The following is a 15253-nucleotide window of genomic DNA, read 5'->3' as shown; positions in this document are numbered from 1 at the left end:
ATGAATTATAGAGCTCCAGCTGCTTCTAACTGAGCTACAAATCCATCCATACCTTGTTCTAGAAGTACTCTTTTAGCTACTTCTGGTTCAAAAGTACCCTTAGCATCTAACCAAGCACCGATTGCACCAGCTCTCCACTTAGTCATTTCTGCTTCTGTTGGAACATACCACTCTTTAGCAGATGCTTTAATTGCATCTTCACCATTTTTAATCCAAGCGTTATCCAACTCGTTTACTTTTTCTCCATAAGCATCAGCTGCTTCGTGTAACCATTTTCTTTGTTGGTCAGACAATGCATTGTACTGTTTAGCATCCATCGCTAAAATATTTCCAGACCACATTCCTCCGATCTCAGTGAAATATTTTGCAACTTCATGAAGTTTTGCTACATGCTGCCATGGACTAGCAACATATTGACCTTCAACTACACCTGATTGAAGACCTTGATATAATTGACTCCAGTCATAAGGTGTTGGTGTTGCACCCCAATTTTTAACTAGCATGAACTCAACAGGACTTTTAGTAGTTCTCCATTTAAGTCCTTTCATATCATCTGGTTCGTGAACAGGTTTAGTTGCATTTCCAAGCTGTCTAAATCCTCCACTTGAATATACAGAAAGACAAATATGACCAGCATTCTCAAGAGCTAGTTTACACTGTCTTTCGGCTAACCACTCATCCGATATTCTTTTAGCATCCTCTAATGATTTAAAAATAAATGGTAAATCAAAAATTGCTAATTCAGGCCCAAAGTTACCATAGTTTGCAGTAGAACTAGTCCATAGAGCTATAAGACCTTGGTTGGCTTGTTCACCGCATTTTTGTTCTGCACATAAGCTTCTTTGGTAGTGAGGTTCAATTTTCATTTTACCCCCAGATGCTTTCTCCATAGCTGGTATTAAAGCCTGATCAATTGCGTCACCAATTGGCATACCCAATCTACCAGTAGTTCCAAGCTTTAGAGTCATCTCTGCATAAGCAGCTTGAGCTAAGAAAATAATCGCAACCACTTTAATAAGTGTCTTGCTAATTGTTTTAATAAACATTTTGTTATCTCCCTTAAGTTAATTAAATAATCAATTTAAATTATTTAAACCCTATTTAAATTTAACAACGAAGTATACAAAAAACTAATTCAATTAAGAGTTGAATATATATTGTTATAGTTAATCTATTTATTTTGTTCCTAAGGTGGCTTAGGATTAAATTTAAAATAAAAAATTAAATTTATAGGAAATAATTTATGAGCTCAGGTAACAAATATAAAGTAATAGCCAATAAAATTAAATTTGAAGGAAGAGCCTTTATTAATGGTAAATATGTAAATGCTATTGATGGACAAAAATTTGAAACAATCAATCCTGCAACTGGGAAAAAACTTTGTGCTGTTGCAAAATGTAATCATAAGGATGTTGACTTAGCAGTTAAAGTTTCAAGGAAAGCTTTTAATAGTGGAGTGTGGTCTAAAAGTTCACCCGAGCATAGGAAAGAAGTTTTATTAAAATTTGCTGAATTGCTTAGAAAACATGGTGATGAAAATTCAGTTTTAGAATGTATAGACACAGGTAAACTTATTTCTGATTGTATTAATGAAGTTGCGAATGATGCTCCAATGCATTTTCAGTGGTATGGGGAATTAATTGATAAAGTTTTTGGAAAAGTTGGACCAACAGAACCATCTATTACTAGTTTAATCGTCAAAGAACCAATTGGTGTTGTTGCTGGAATTGTTCCTTGGAACTTTCCTTTAATGATGGCGGTATGGAAAATGGCCCCAGCACTTGCAGCTGGTTGTTCAGTGATAATTAAACCTGCAGAGGATACACCACTTACAGCAATTAGAGTTGCACAAATTGCAAAAGAAGCTGGCGTACCAGATGGTGTTTTAAATGTGCTTCCAGGTTATGGTGATGTTGGTGAAGCTTTAGGTCGACACAAAGATGTTGATGCCGTTTCTTTTACAGGTTCAACTGAGGTTGGAGGATATTTTTTAAAATATGCAAGTGAAAGTAATTTAAAACCTGTTGCATTAGAGATGGGAGGAAAAAGTCCATTTATAGTATTAGAAGATGCTAAAATTACTGATGACTTAATAGATAATGCTATGAATTCTGCATTTTGGAATGGTGGACAAAACTGTTCTGCAAATATGAGACAGATAGTTCATAAAAAAGTTAAAGATGAATTTTTACATAAAATTATCAAAAAGGTTAAAAAGTTAAAAGTTGGAGATCCATTAGATCTTAAATCAAATATGGGTTCAATGATTTCAAAAGGTCATTTACAAACTGTTGATGGATATATTCAAACAGGTATTGATGAAGGTGCAAAACTTTTATCTGGTGGTGTTTCCAGTAAGAAACAAAGGGGTTTTTATGCAAAACCAACTTTATTTGATGGGTTAAAGGAAAATATGACTATCGCTCAAGAGGAAATTTTTGGACCAGTGCTTGGTGTTTTAACTGTCAAAAACGATGAGGAGGCATTGAAAATTGCAAGTAATTCTAAATACGGGTTGCATGCAAGTGTGTTTACTCAAGACATAAACAGAGCATTTCATTTAGCTAAGAGCTTGCCTTGTGGAACTGTGTCAGTGAATACTTTTTCTGAAGGAGATATTAAAACTCCTTTTGGAGGATATAAGCAATCAGGCTCTCTAAGTAGAGATCAAGGTACTGAAGCTTTGAATTCATTTCTTCAAACAAAAACTATTTGGATAAGTCACAATTAATTGATGATCAGACCATACAAAATAAGTGTGCCTAAAAGCACACTTAATAATATTTACAAAAAAGTAAGAGCCTATCCATGGAACATGATGCAAAATGTAAATGGATGGGAGTATGGAACTAATTATAATTATTTAAAAAAAATCTCTCAATATTGGGTTTCAAAATATAATTGGAAGAAATTTGAAAACAAAATTAATTCTTTTAAAAACTACAAAACTAATGTGGATGGTATAAATCTGCATTTTATTGTTGAAAAAAGTAAAAACCCTAAGTCAAGACCATTATTACTTTTGCACGGATGGCCTGGCAGTGTAATTGAGTTTTTTGACATCATTCCAAAGCTTGCTCATCCTGAAAAATTTGGTGGAAAAATTGAAGATGGTTTTGATGTCATTGTGCCCTCTTTACCAGGATTTGGTTTTTCAACTCCGATTAAAAAAGCTTTAGGTCCAAGGAGGATTGGAAAAATTTTAAATAAATTTATGGTCAAAAATTTAGGTCATAAAAATTATATTGTACAAGGTGGGGATTGGGGAGCGACTATTGCTGCATGGATTGGTCTTGATAGTGCAAAAAATTGTAAGGGAATTCATATTAATTGTTTACCAATCAGACATCCAAAAGGACCAAGAAATAATAAAGAAAAAAAATGGGAGAAAAAATTTAACTTTGATCAAATAATGCAGGAAGGCTACAGAACCCAACAAGCAACCAAACCACAAAGTTTATCTTATGCAATGATAGATAGTCCAGTTGGAACAGCAGCATGGATTTTAGAAAAGTTTCATGGTTGGTCCCACCTAAATAAAGGCAAGATAGAAAAAACATTTTCAAATGATGAATTAATATCAAACATAATGATCTATATAATTACAAATAGTTTTAATACTGCTGCTTGGATTTATTTTGGAAGAAGAAAAGAAGGTGGAAGATCTTTTCCAAAAGATTTTAAAAAAATAAAAGTTCCAACTGCAATTGCTGAGTTTCCTAAAGAAATGCTTGAATGGCCTCCAAAATCTTATGTGAATAGAATTTTTAATATTAAAAGATGGAAAAAATTTCCTAAAGGTGGTCATTTTCCTGCTTTAGAGGTTCCAAATTTATTAATTAATGATATTAAAAATTTTTTTAACGAAGATTTAAAAATATTCAAATAAGTGAAAACACCATTATTAAAAAAACAAATAATTAAGATTTTTCAAAAGTTTGGTTTAAGCAAAGATCATGCTTTAATCACAGCTAATGCATTAATCAATGCAGAGCTAGTTGGTGCTTATGGTCATGGTTTATCAAGACTAAAAATGTACTGTGACCGAATTTCCAAAAAAGTAATTAATCCAAAACCAAAAATAAAAATTAAAAGAATTTCATCTTCTATTTCACATATTGATGCTAACAATAGCATTGGATTTGTTGCTGCTGATCTTGGAATAAGAACAGCAATTAAACATGCTCAAAAAACTGGAATAGGAATGGTTGCGGTAAAAAATAGTGGTCACTATGGTTTATCAGGTTATTACGCAGAACAAGCAGTTAAGAAAAATTTAATAGCAATGATTTACACAAATGCTCCTCCAGCAATTGCTCCTCATGGTGCATTAAAAACTTTATTTGGAACTAACCCAATTTGTTTTGGTACCCCAACTGGTTCTAAAATTCCTTTTATTTTAGATACGTCAATCTCAATGATTAACAGAGGTAAAATTAGAGTTGCTGCAAGAAACAATCAAAAAATTCCAGCTGGAGTAGCATTAGATAAATTTGGAAAACCAACTAATGATGCAAAAAAAGCATTAGCGGGAGTTCAATTACCTATTGCTGGTTTTAGAGGTTCAGGACTTGCTTGGATGGTTGATATTTTAAGTGGAGTGTTAACGGGAGGAAATCATGCAGGTAGAGTTAAAGATCCTTTCGATGATTTTTCAGGACCGCAAAATATTGGACATTTGTTTATAACCTTTAAGGCAAACTTATTTCAAAAAAATTATAATCAAAGAATTAAAGACAACATTAAAACAATTAAAAAACTTCCTAAAATCAAAGGTATTAAAGAAATAATGTATCCAGGACAAAACAAATTTAATCGTTACAAGCAAAATCTTAAAAAAGAAATCAATATTCCAGATATTATTAAAAAAGATTTAGAAACTTTAATAAGTTAAAAAAGTTAAAACTCCTAAAGAAGCTACAACAGAAGATAAGACAATTGTTCTTTTTACCTTTTCTTTCTTTTTTTTATTAATAAGTCTTTGCTTTAGAACATTCACATCCACTGACTTAGCAGTTCCAGATAAAACTGAGGGGTTATCGATTTTAGCAAATGTTCTATTTAAGCTTTCTGAACTCATAATTTTTAATATAATATTATTTAATCATTAGTAGTTACATTGTTACATATTAGGAATGTCCAAAATGGGTTGACACTTGTTTGTGCATTGTCCATATTGGGTTTTTTTTAAATTATGAGCATACTACCAAGCATATCTGACGCACTTGATGAAAAAAAGGTAACTTCAGTAATTAATAAAAAATTTAATAATTTCGTTCCAGTTTTTTATAAATTTGTATCTGAATGGATAATCAATGCCTATTCAAATTTCAAAGACATAGAAATGTACATGGTCTTAATCTATTTGTTAAATAACGATTTTAAATTCTATAAAAAAAATGGAATTCAGGTCGATTACAACACCTTTTATAAAGATAAAACTTTAGAAATTGAAGAAATTAAAATTATTGAAATTTCTAGAGATCTTCAAATCCCTAAAGAAAGTGTAAGAAGAAAGATTATTTATCTAGAAAAAATTGGCGTAATTAAAAGAACAAAAAAAAAAATTTTTATTGATAGATCTGCTTATGAAACAGTGCAGCCAATATCTGCATTAAAAAATATATCGTATTTAATATCTATTTCTTCAAAAATTTTGAAACAAGAAAATGAAATTCCAAACTACTTTTCATCAACTGAAATATCAGATGGTATTAAGAAACATTTTTCTTTTTGTTGGTACGAATTTTATAAATTTATTTTTTCTTACTATTTCCGATGGAGGAAGGAATTAGGTGATTTAGAAACATTATGTATAGCCTTACTTTTAATATCTAATGCATCATCAAATAAAGATTTAGTTTTACACGATATAGATATTGAAAAGTGGAGAAAGAGAATATCTTATGCAGACAAAGTTGGATTAAATTCTATGTCTATATCAGACATAACAGGTATTCCGAGACCAACAGTTGTTCGAAAAGTAAATTTTTTAATTAAAAAAGGTTATGCTAAAATAGATCAAAAAAAATTAATTTCAGTTAGTATTGAAAAAAAAGTTTTTTCAAATACTCAGAAAATGCAAGAGCAAACAATAAAAGAGATTTCAGAACTGATTTATAAAATTTTAAACAAAACTACCATTAACTAGATTTTCTTAAAATATATATAAAAATAAATCCTGTAATATACATGACTAAAGCGTAAGCAGCTGTTGGTATCATGTAAGCAACATCATTAAAAATTTGAGTTGCAACAAATACTGCTAAAGTTCCATTTTGAAGGCCACACTCTAAAGAAATACATTTTCTCTGAGCAACTCCAGTTGCAAAAGCTTTAGCTATATAAAATGCTAAGACCATCATCACTATATTTAAAACTAAAACTGCTATTCCAGCTTGAGCTAAATAATTAAAAATATTTTCTCTTTCTTCAATCCATATTGCTGCAAATACAATTACAAACAATAAACTAGTGGTTCTATTGACGATGTTAATATTTGAAGAGATAAAATTTTCTGCAAATCCTCTTATAACCATTCCTATAATCACTGGAACAGTTACAACTAAAGACATTTTAAGTGCAATCCCAGTCATAGTAATATCTGTGGACATTTCAGTAACCCCTAGCATTTCAGCTGAGGTAAAAACTATAAATGGAACTGAAATAATACTAATTAAACTTCCAACAGCTGTTAAAGAAATTGATAAAGCTACATCTCCATCTGCAAACTTAGTAAGAACATTTGATGTAACACCTCCTGGTGCTGCAGCTATAATCATTAAACCTAAAGCTATTTCGATTGGTAATCTTAAAATTAAAACCAATATATATGCAACAATTGGTAAAAGAATTAATTGGCAAGTTATTCCAATTAAAAAATCTTTTGGATTTCTAATTACTCTAGTAAAATCTTTTACAGATAAACCAAGTCCTAGGCCAAGCATTATCAATGCTAAAGCTATTGGTGCTATTTTAGTAACTATTTCCATGTTTTAAATCTCAGATAAACTATAACTTTTTCGTATATTATTTCTATATACATATTTTAATAATACTATATTTGTAAAAAATGCTCTCAAACAAAGAAATTATCTGTCCAAATAAACTATTAGATATAGCTCATAGTAAAAAAGGAATAAGAGTTGCAGTTGTAAATGCTGGTAAACCCCTGCCCATGTTATCTGTCCAAGATGCTGTAAATGAAAATCTAATTGAACCAGTTTTTATTGGTCATGATGTTGAAATACAAAAATGTGCTGAGGATCTTGGTTGGGATATATCAAAATACGAACTTATTCATGAGCCAGTTGAAAATAATACAGCAAAAATTGCAGCTAAACTTGCAAGTGAAGGTAAAGTTAAAATAATTGTTAAAGGACATATTCATACTGACGTTCTAATGAAAGAAGTTTTAAAGAGAGAGTACAACTTACTGGGTAAAACTAGATTAAGTCATATCTGGCATATGACTATTGGAAAAGATGATAAGCCATTAATAATAACAGATGGTGCTTTAAATGTTTTACCTAATGTTAAAACTAAAATGCATATTTTGAAAAATGTAATAAATTTTTCAAATCGTATTGGAATTGAAAGACCAAAAGTTTCCGTATTGTCTGCAACAGAAGAAGTTTTAGAAAGTGTACCAAGTTCTATTGAAGCAGCTGAAATAACAAAACTTGCTAAAGAAGAAAATTTAAGCGCAGATGTATTTGGACCATTAGCTTTTGACAATAGTATTTCTAAAAAATCTGCTGGTATCAAAGGTATTAAAAATTTAGTTGCAGGAGAAGCAGATGTATTATTAGTTCCAAGTGTTGAAACTGGAAATGCACTAGTTAAAATGATGATTTATTTTATGGGTGCATGTGCTGCAGGAGTTGTGGTAGGAGGAAAAGTCCCAGTTGTAATAACTAGTAGATCAGATGAAGCACAGGCAAGATTAGCATCAATAGCTGCGGCAGTAGTAGCTTTAGACTAATTTAAAATTATTAATCAATTGAATTAATATCTTTTATACTTTAAATAAATATTCTCAAAAAAAAGGAAACATTCAATGACTATACAATATCTAAAAAAATCACCAAAAACATCTTCGACAGATGATACTAAAACAACTGGAATTGTTCAGGATCTATTAAATGATTTAGAAAAAACAAAAGAACAAGGATGCATTGATTTAACAAAAAAATTTGACAAATACGATGGTGAAATAATTGTTTCCAAGGAGAGAATTGAAGAGATTAAGAAAACTCTAGATCAAAAAACAAAAGACGATATTCAATTTTCTTATGATAGAGTTAGAAAATTTGCTGAAGCTCAGCTTAAAAACTATGGTCAAGATTTTGAGGTAGAATTATCTGATGGTTTGTTTGCCGGTCAAAAGTTAATTCCTGTTAACACTGCTGGTTGCTATATACCAGGAGGAAGATATGCTCACATTGCATCTGCTGTAATGAGTGTAACTACCGCTAAAGTTGCTGGTGTTAAAAATATTATTGCATGTAGCCCGCCAAAAGAAGGTGTTGGAGCTCATCCAACGATTGTTTATACGGCTGATTTATGTGGAGCAGATGTAATTTTAAATTTAGGTGGAGTTCCAGCTATTGCTGCAATGACAAATGGATTATTTAATAATCCTCCAGCAGATATAATTGTAGGACCCGGTAACCAATTTGTAGCTGAAGCAAAAAGAATATTATTTGGAAAAGTGGGGATTGATTTATTTGCAGGCCCTACTGAAATTGGAATTATTGCTGATGCTAAGGCAGATCCTGAAATAGTTGCAGTTGACTTAGTTGGTCAAGCAGAACATGGGTATAACTCACCATGTTGGTTATACACAACAAGCAAAGACCTTGCAGAAAAAGTAATGAAAAGAGTCCCTGAATTAATTGCAGAACTACCAGAGGTTCCAAGGCAAAATGCTGATGCAGCATGGAGAGATTATGGAGAAGTAATTCTTTGTGACACTGATGAGGAGATGGTTAAAATTAGTGATGAATATGCTCCTGAGCATTTAGAAGTACAAACTGAAAATCTAGAATGGTTTCATAAAAGACTTACAAATTATGGTTCTCTATTTGTTGGAGAAGAAACAACAGTTGCTTATGGAGATAAATGTTCTGGAACAAATCATATTTTGCCAACTAAAGGTGCTGGCAGATACACTGGAGGTCTTTTTGTTGGTAAATTCATTAAAACTTTAAGTTTTCAAAGAATGACAAAAGAATCTACAGAACTAGTTGGTGCAGCAGCTGCCAGAATATCTAGATATGAAGGTATGGAAGCTCATGCAAGAACTGGTGACGTTAGGCTTAAAAAATACGGTTATTAAAAATACTTAATAGGAGTTAAAATGAAAAAATTTGAAGAAGTAATGAGTGTCAGCAATGAAATAGAAAACATAACTGCTGAAGAAGCAAAAAAAAAATTAAACGATCCTAACGTTCAATTTATTGATGTTAGAGACAAAGAAAGTTTTTCTAATGGGACTATTGGAAATGCAATGCATTTAGATAGAGGTTTGCTAGAATTTTATTTAGCAGAAGGAAGTCCTATCGAAAACGATACTTTTAAAAAAAATCCTGACAAAGAATATGTTGTATTTTGTGGTTTAGGTGGACAAGGAACTCTTGCTACAAAAACAATGAAAGAAATGGGAATTAAGAATGTTAAAAATATTACTGGCGGTATGTCAGAGTGGGATAAATTAAAAGATTAGTAGTCAGACAAATCTCAAAACTAAAGTATTAAAATTAAGTAAGCTTAAAAAAATATTATTCTGAGATAAAATTATTTACAAGATTATTGAATCCATCTGTTTCTTCTAAGTGAACATTATGACTACAATTTTTAAATATTTCTAAACGGCTATTTTTAATATTTTTATTTAACGTATCAACTTGATCAAAGTTGTATGAGACATCTTTGTCACCCCAAATAATTAGAGTATCGTTTTTAATATTTTTTAAATTTTCTATACCTATCCAATTTTTCATAGCTAGTAGTGCATTATCGGCCGTTTCTAATGAAACATTTTTTACAGCATTTGCACATAAATAATAGTTTTTGTCCTTATTGCCTTTTATAAACCATTTAGGTGGAACTCTTGAAAATGAAGCCTCAGCACCTTCTTTCTTGAGTTTTTCTCTTGTTTCATCCATAGTTTCAAATCTACCTGGTATATCTCCTATAGATCCTGTTGCAAAACAGATTAATTTATTAACTCTATCACCAATTAATTTTGTTATTTCTTGAACAATCATTCCACCCATTGAATGTCCAATTAAATTAAATTTTTCTATTTTTTTATCATCTAAAATTTCAATTATTTTTAGAGCCATCGCATTAATAGAATTTAATGATTGTGCATTATGACTTTCACCAAAACCAGGTAGAGCTGGAGCTATAACTCTAAAATTTTTTGAAAAGTAATCTTTTTGAAAGCACCACATCTCTGAGGAACCTAAATATCCATGCACTAAAACAAATGGAAAACCTTCACCTCTATCATCTACAAAAATATCACTCATAAAAACTTAATTATCATTTCCTTTAAAATAAACAAAACTAAAAAACTCATAAAAGCTATGATGAATATATTTATTACCTGCCATATTTTTTTGTCATTGGCATACTTAGAAAGATAATTTGATAAATATCCCAAAGTAAAGAAAAACAAAAATGAAGCAAATGACGCTCCTATCCCAAAAGCCAATTTTTGGTTTAACAAGTAATTCTTAGAGAAATTTCCAAGAATAAAAACTGTATCAGAGTAAACATGTGGATTTAAATATGTGAATCCTAAAGTTTTTAAGAAAATATTTAACTTTGATATTGCGCTAACATTACTTTGAAAAGTAACTTCTTTATAATGAGCTTTTATTTTTGAATATATAAAATGAATTAAAAAAACCACTAAAAGAAAATTAAAAACAAATTCTACTGTTGGGTTAAAAAATTGGTTAAAAAAATGAAATAAAAAAATTCCAACAAAAATTAATATCAAATCTGAAACAGAGCAAACTAAACAAACTAAAAATACATGCTGTTTTTTTAAACCTTGTTCAATTACAAAAATGTTTTGAGCACCAATTGCTAAAATTAAACTTAAGCTGGTTAAAAAACCTAATAATACATATTCCATGAATTTTAATTAAACTCTTTTTCTACCCTGAACAACTCTATCAAGAATAAGAGCTACAAATAATATTGCTACACCTGCTAAAATACCTTGTCCCACATTAGCGTATTGAAGCGCTTCTAATACATCTTGACCTAAACCTTTGGCTCCAATTAATGATGCTACAACTACCATTGCCAAACTTAACATTACTGTTTGATTAACACCCGCCAATATAGACGGAGTTGCTAATGGTAAATCTACTTTTCTAAGTAAGTACCATTTGGATGCACCGTAAGCAATCGCAGCCTCTCTAATTGTTTCAGGTACTCCTCTTAAACCAAGCACAGTTAATCTAACTACAGGTGTTCCACCAAATATCATTGTAATTATAACTGCTGCAACTTTTCCAGTTCCAAAAAATGCTATTACAGGAATCATGAATACGAAAGCAGGCATAGTTTGCATGAAATCCATAATCGGTCTGATCATTGAATAAAATCTTTGTCTCCTTGCACAAAAAATTCCAAGAGGAATACCAATTAAAATACTTAACACTGCTGCTGTTCCTAAAAGAGCTAATGTTGTCATAGCTTTAACCCAAAAACCTAAAAATCCCATGTAACACAAAAATCCTGCTGAATATATTGCAGCTCTAGGGCCTGCCGTTAATCCAGTTAAGGTTACAATGGTTGTAATAATTACTATCCAAGGAGTTTTTACAAATAGTAACTCTAAGAAATCTAGTACTGATCTAATACCTATGGTAATTGCTGTAAATAACGCATCTCCTTTCAATACTGCATAATCAAAGATTGTTTCTACCCATTTTATTGATGTTAACCTGATATCTGGATGAGTTGGGAAGTCATCCATTAATGTAATGACACCAGGAAAGCTATAATGCACTACAGAAAAAAACATAATAACTACAGCAAACATTGCACTCGAGACGAAATTCTTAACTTGCATTCCAGGTCTTAGAGTTTTGTCTGATAACCATTCTGAATATCTTTTTTCTAATATCGAGTTGGCTAGTATTCCTTGAACAACTTTAACAGCAATTAACAATCCAATACCAAAAATTGTAATCCAAATAGCAGACGCCTCAATCCTTGCTACTTCATCTACGTAGCCTTGCATTGCATCTTCTAGTGATTTGATGTTTCTTTTATAAACCTCAACTTTGTCTGGATTATTTGTTATAGCTGCTTCTAACTGTTTGTTTCTAAAAGCTATTGTTGATTCAACTTGTTTGATTTTTTCTACAGCTTCTTTAGTAATATTACCAAACAAACCTCTGATAATTTGAACAACAGAAAAAGTTTCAATAATTAGAAAAGCTAAAGCCCAATTCCAAATATTTCTCATTCCAAACCAAATAGGTCCTAGAATTCCAGCATACAAATTAAATGAAAATGAAAAAGAAGGCTTACTTCCAATTTTTTGAAATTCTTTAATATAATATTCAGGATTAGATTTTACAAAATCTGTGATTAATTCTGATCTGGTTGGATTATGTATTTGTTTATTCTCCATCTCCACCCTCTATAACCGCTTTTAAAAGATCTGATTGTGTTAACACACCAACATTATTTTTATTATTATCTTTAACTACCAATGGTCCTTCGCTAGATTTTGATAACTCTATTAGCTTGCTTAATAATTCATTTTCTCCAACACTGTTACTGCTTTCATTTAATTTTCCATTAGCACTCTCGTAACTCTCAATGGATTGCATAATTGTTTTTGCTTGAACAACTTTTAGTCTTGAAATTCCTTTTACAAAGTCAGCAACATATTCATCTGCAGGACTTACAACTATTTCTTCGGGTGTACCTATTTGGATTACTTTTCCATCTCTCATAATTGCAATTCTGTGTCCTACTCTTACTGCTTCATCTAAATCATGAGTAATAAATACTGTGGTTTTTTTCATTTGTTTTGAGAGTTTGATGAACTCAGCTTGAAGCTGTCTTCTTATCAGTGGATCTAATGCGCTAAAAGGCTCGTCCATTAATAGAAACTCTGGATCAGCTGCTAGTGCTCTTGCAAGACCTACCCTTTGTTGCATTCCTCCAGATAGTTCATGAGCAAACTTATTACCCCAACCTTGTAATTCTACAATTTCTAAAATTTTATTAGCAGCATCTAATCTATCATTTTTACTCACACCTCTTATTTCAAGTGGCATTGCAATGTTATCAACAACAGATCTATGAGGCATAAGTGCAAAGTTTTGAAAAACCATACCTATTTTTTTATTTCTTAATTCTTGAAGGTTTTCTCTATCTAAGGCCATTACATCCTGACCATTAATTAAAATTTTGCCTGATGTTGGTTCTAAAAGTCTATTAATATGCCTTACTAATGTAGACTTTCCACTTCCAGAAAGCCCCATAACACAAAATATTTCACCTTGTTTAACATCAAAAGAAACATCTGAAACTCCAATAACTGAGTTGTAATTTTCTAAAGCTTCTGTTTTTGAAATTTTTTTATTTTGGATTGCATCTAATGCTTCTTTAGAAGTATTACCAAATACTTTCCAAACATTTTGAATTTGTATTGCTGAACTCGATGAATCCATTTTTGTCTTTTAATTTAGGAAAATATACTCGGCAATCATAAATTGCCGAGTATAGATTTTGATTTAGATTATAGTCCTAACCAACCGTCTACAGTTGATTTATTTGCTTCCATCCAAGCTCTTGCAACATCAGCTGGATCTTTTTTCTCAACTGAAACTGCATAAGCCATTGCAGAAACATCATCAGCTGTTAATTGAAAATTCTTAAAGAATTCTACAATTGCTGGTGACTGACTCTCTAAAGAAGTAGCCCAACCGATTTGGATTTGCTTAAGAGCATCTTTTGATGCAACATAAGATTTCTTATACCAGTCAGCATCTGCTTTAGGTTGAATCATTTTGTATTTTGCAGGATCATATTTTGGTTCTGTTAACATTACTACGTCAGCCATTCCCCAAATTGCATGAGGTTTGTAACAATAGAATGCATAACCTTCACCTTTTTTGATTGAGTCTAGTACTCTTGCATTTTTAACTGCTTCAGCAGCTCTAACTGCTTCGATACCAGCATCATATAAACCATAGTCTCTTAATTTAACTTGGTTTACATTTGCAGAAGCCCAACCATCAGCACCAATCCAAAATTCACCTTTACCATTTCCATCGCTGTCCATTGCTTTAACAACTTCTGGTCTAGCTAAATCTTCAATTGCTGTAATATTCATTTTTTTTGCAAACTGTTGAGAAACACAGTAACCTTGGTTTCCTTCATATGGTTTGCTACTTAATTTTAAAGTTCCTTTTGGAACTAAATCATTAGTGTAAGCTTCTTGGTTTGGTAACCAAATATCCGGGTGAACATCGATTTCACCTTTTCCTCTGTCAATCGCTGCATAAATTGCAGTATTGTTTCCAGGAACTAGTTCTGCTTCACCACCCATTTTGTCTATAACTACTGCAGCAAGTAAATTTGCAATTGCAGTTGCACCTGTCCAACCTGGATCTCCAATTTTAACTTTTTCTGCGTTTGCAGAGAAAATTGATAAAACTGAAATTAATCCAGCTACAAGTGTAGATTTGATTATTTTCATTATCTCTCCTTAATTATTTATAAATAAAGTCTAACGCGGATTGAGAGAAGGTGTCAAAGAAAATAAATATCTAAAAATTAGATGTATTTTTACTATTCTGGGTTAGATGTAAGAGTTTTAATCTCCAGTATATTTTCGTTAGGGTCTTTTACAAAGAATGTTTCTTGTTCATACTTAGTGCCTTTAAATCTTAAGTATGGTTCGTCATAATATTTTGTACCACTATCTTTTAATCTTTGTTTAAGTGCATCAAAATCTTTTCTCGATAAATGAACACCAAAATGGGGTACAGATACATTCCCCATGTCCACATCATGTCTTTCATTATCTAATTTATGATCACTTTTATGAAGTGTTAATTCATTACCCCAAAAGTCAACATCGGCCCACTCTTGCGCGGAATTATCTAATCTGCATCCTAAAGTTTCGCTATAAAATTTTTTTGCTACCTCTAGATCACCACAAGGTATGGCTAAATGAAAACAATTAGTGTTTTTATACATA

At 31.3% G+C, this 15253-nt stretch carries 16 protein-coding genes; 7 read left to right on the top strand and 9 right to left on the bottom strand.

Annotated elements, in window-relative coordinates:
* Nucleotides 1-5 precede the first annotated feature (5 nt).
* A complete protein-coding gene (locus tag ACTTAX_RS00455; RefSeq protein WP_440692067.1) occupies nucleotides 6-1046 on the bottom strand; it encodes a TRAP transporter substrate-binding protein in 1041 nt (346 codons plus the stop codon).
* A 197-nt stretch (nucleotides 1047-1243) separates the two neighbouring features.
* Between ACTTAX_RS00455 and ACTTAX_RS00450 the strand changes: the two genes are divergently transcribed.
* From ACTTAX_RS00450 to ACTTAX_RS00440, 3 genes are read left to right on the top strand one after another with little or no spacing between them, the layout of a single operon-like run.
* Nucleotides 1244-2731 (top strand): aldehyde dehydrogenase, encoded by a 1488-nt coding sequence (locus ACTTAX_RS00450; protein WP_440692065.1) that lies wholly within the window; start codon nucleotides 1244-1246, stop codon nucleotides 2729-2731.
* A 3-nt stretch (nucleotides 2732-2734) separates the two neighbouring features.
* Nucleotides 2735-3889, top strand: coding sequence for an epoxide hydrolase family protein (locus tag ACTTAX_RS00445; protein ID WP_440692063.1), 1155 nt, complete (start codon nucleotides 2735-2737; stop codon nucleotides 3887-3889).
* A complete protein-coding gene (locus tag ACTTAX_RS00440) occupies nucleotides 3890-4894 on the top strand; it encodes an Ldh family oxidoreductase (protein WP_440692061.1) in 1005 nt (334 codons plus the stop codon).
* On the opposite strand, the gene ACTTAX_RS00435 is transcribed toward ACTTAX_RS00440, so the two are convergent.
* Nucleotides 4883-5080: a hypothetical protein gene (locus ACTTAX_RS00435; protein ID WP_440692060.1), complete on the bottom strand. Its 198-nt coding sequence runs from the start codon at nucleotides 5078-5080 to the stop codon at nucleotides 4883-4885. The two genes, ACTTAX_RS00440 and ACTTAX_RS00435, sit on opposite strands and share 12 nt — an antisense overlap.
* Nucleotides 5081-5194: 114 nt before the next feature.
* Between ACTTAX_RS00435 and ACTTAX_RS00430 the strand changes: the two genes are divergently transcribed.
* Nucleotides 5195-6151, top strand: coding sequence for a MarR family transcriptional regulator (locus ACTTAX_RS00430; RefSeq protein WP_440692059.1), 957 nt, complete (start codon nucleotides 5195-5197; stop codon nucleotides 6149-6151).
* On the opposite strand, the gene ACTTAX_RS00425 is transcribed toward ACTTAX_RS00430, so the two are convergent.
* Nucleotides 6144-6992, bottom strand: coding sequence for a bile acid:sodium symporter family protein (locus ACTTAX_RS00425; protein WP_440692058.1), 849 nt, complete (start codon nucleotides 6990-6992; stop codon nucleotides 6144-6146). The two genes, ACTTAX_RS00430 and ACTTAX_RS00425, sit on opposite strands and share 8 nt — an antisense overlap.
* An 80-nt stretch (nucleotides 6993-7072) precedes the next feature.
* Here ACTTAX_RS00425 and ACTTAX_RS00420 point away from each other — a divergent pair, with 80 nt between their 5' ends.
* From ACTTAX_RS00420 to ACTTAX_RS00410, 3 genes are all read left to right on the top strand, one after another.
* Nucleotides 7073-7984 (top strand): bifunctional enoyl-CoA hydratase/phosphate acetyltransferase, encoded by a 912-nt coding sequence (locus tag ACTTAX_RS00420; RefSeq protein WP_440692057.1) that lies wholly within the window; start codon nucleotides 7073-7075, stop codon nucleotides 7982-7984.
* A gap of 75 nt (nucleotides 7985-8059) precedes the next feature.
* Nucleotides 8060-9340: a histidinol dehydrogenase gene (gene hisD, locus ACTTAX_RS00415; RefSeq protein ID WP_440692055.1), complete on the top strand. Its 1281-nt coding sequence runs from the start codon at nucleotides 8060-8062 to the stop codon at nucleotides 9338-9340.
* Nucleotides 9341-9361: 21 nt separating this feature from the next.
* Nucleotides 9362-9727 carry a rhodanese-like domain-containing protein gene (locus ACTTAX_RS00410; RefSeq protein ID WP_440692053.1) on the top strand — a complete coding sequence of 122 codons (366 nt, stop codon included), beginning with the start codon at nucleotides 9362-9364 and terminating at the stop codon, nucleotides 9725-9727.
* A gap of 55 nt (nucleotides 9728-9782) precedes the next feature.
* Here ACTTAX_RS00410 and ACTTAX_RS00405 read toward each other — a convergent pair whose 3' ends face one another.
* The 6 genes from ACTTAX_RS00405 to ACTTAX_RS00380 all read right to left on the bottom strand — a co-directional run bounded on the left by ACTTAX_RS00405 (nucleotide 9783) and on the right by ACTTAX_RS00380 (nucleotide 15252).
* A complete protein-coding gene (locus tag ACTTAX_RS00405; protein WP_440692052.1) occupies nucleotides 9783-10538 on the bottom strand; it encodes an alpha/beta fold hydrolase in 756 nt (251 codons plus the stop codon).
* Nucleotides 10535-11152 (bottom strand): LysE/ArgO family amino acid transporter, encoded by a 618-nt coding sequence (locus ACTTAX_RS00400; RefSeq protein ID WP_440692051.1) that lies wholly within the window; start codon nucleotides 11150-11152, stop codon nucleotides 10535-10537. Before ACTTAX_RS00400 ends, ACTTAX_RS00405 begins: the two co-directional genes overlap by 4 nt.
* A 9-nt stretch (nucleotides 11153-11161) precedes the next feature.
* On the bottom strand, nucleotides 11162-12667 hold the full coding sequence (locus ACTTAX_RS00395; RefSeq protein WP_440692050.1) for an ABC transporter permease: 1506 nt from the start codon (nucleotides 12665-12667) through the stop codon (nucleotides 11162-11164).
* Complete coding sequence (locus tag ACTTAX_RS00390) at nucleotides 12657-13718, bottom strand: quaternary amine ABC transporter ATP-binding protein (protein WP_440692048.1); 1062 nt, start codon at nucleotides 13716-13718, stop codon at nucleotides 12657-12659. The genes ACTTAX_RS00395 and ACTTAX_RS00390 overlap by 11 nt, the downstream gene beginning before the upstream one ends.
* Nucleotides 13719-13786: 68 nt before the next feature.
* The gene (locus tag ACTTAX_RS00385; protein ID WP_075505881.1) at nucleotides 13787-14749 is read right to left on the bottom strand and encodes an ABC transporter substrate-binding protein; all 963 of its coding nucleotides are present in this window, start codon (nucleotides 14747-14749) and stop codon (nucleotides 13787-13789) included.
* A 92-nt stretch (nucleotides 14750-14841) separates the two neighbouring features.
* Complete coding sequence (locus ACTTAX_RS00380) at nucleotides 14842-15252, bottom strand: VOC family protein (RefSeq protein WP_145595791.1); 411 nt, start codon at nucleotides 15250-15252, stop codon at nucleotides 14842-14844.
* Nucleotide 15253: the final 1 nt, after the last annotated feature.

The organism is Candidatus Pelagibacter sp. HIMB1695 (assembly GCF_052047655.1).
Lineage (GTDB): Bacteria > Pseudomonadota > Alphaproteobacteria > Pelagibacterales > Pelagibacteraceae > Pelagibacter.
This window is presented reverse-complemented; position numbering and strand designations above follow the sequence as displayed.

Coding starts and splice junctions, on each gene's coding strand:
- ACTTAX_RS00425 (WP_440692058.1), bottom strand. CDS start 6,992: ATGGAAATAGTTACTAAAATAGCACCAATAGCTTTAGCATTGATAATG.
- ACTTAX_RS00395 (WP_440692050.1), bottom strand. CDS start 12,667: ATGGAGAATAAACAAATACATAATCCAACCAGATCAGAATTAATCACA.
- ACTTAX_RS00405 (WP_440692052.1), bottom strand. CDS start 10,538: ATGAGTGATATTTTTGTAGATGATAGAGGTGAAGGTTTTCCATTTGTT.
- ACTTAX_RS00410 (WP_440692053.1), top strand. CDS start 9,362: ATGAAAAAATTTGAAGAAGTAATGAGTGTCAGCAATGAAATAGAAAAC.
- ACTTAX_RS00385 (WP_075505881.1), bottom strand. CDS start 14,749: ATGAAAATAATCAAATCTACACTTGTAGCTGGATTAATTTCAGTTTTA.
- ACTTAX_RS00380 (WP_145595791.1), bottom strand. CDS start 15,252: ATGTATAAAAACACTAATTGTTTTCATTTAGCCATACCTTGTGGTGAT.
- ACTTAX_RS00400 (WP_440692051.1), bottom strand. CDS start 11,152: ATGGAATATGTATTATTAGGTTTTTTAACCAGCTTAAGTTTAATTTTA.
- ACTTAX_RS00435 (WP_440692060.1), bottom strand. CDS start 5,080: ATGAGTTCAGAAAGCTTAAATAGAACATTTGCTAAAATCGATAACCCC.
- ACTTAX_RS00390 (WP_440692048.1), bottom strand. CDS start 13,718: ATGGATTCATCGAGTTCAGCAATACAAATTCAAAATGTTTGGAAAGTA.
- ACTTAX_RS00420 (WP_440692057.1), top strand. CDS start 7,073: ATGCTCTCAAACAAAGAAATTATCTGTCCAAATAAACTATTAGATATA.
- ACTTAX_RS00450 (WP_440692065.1), top strand. CDS start 1,244: ATGAGCTCAGGTAACAAATATAAAGTAATAGCCAATAAAATTAAATTT.
- ACTTAX_RS00445 (WP_440692063.1), top strand. CDS start 2,735: ATGATCAGACCATACAAAATAAGTGTGCCTAAAAGCACACTTAATAAT.
- ACTTAX_RS00455 (WP_440692067.1), bottom strand. CDS start 1,046: ATGTTTATTAAAACAATTAGCAAGACACTTATTAAAGTGGTTGCGATT.
- ACTTAX_RS00430 (WP_440692059.1), top strand. CDS start 5,195: ATGAGCATACTACCAAGCATATCTGACGCACTTGATGAAAAAAAGGTA.
- hisD (WP_440692055.1), top strand. CDS start 8,060: ATGACTATACAATATCTAAAAAAATCACCAAAAACATCTTCGACAGAT.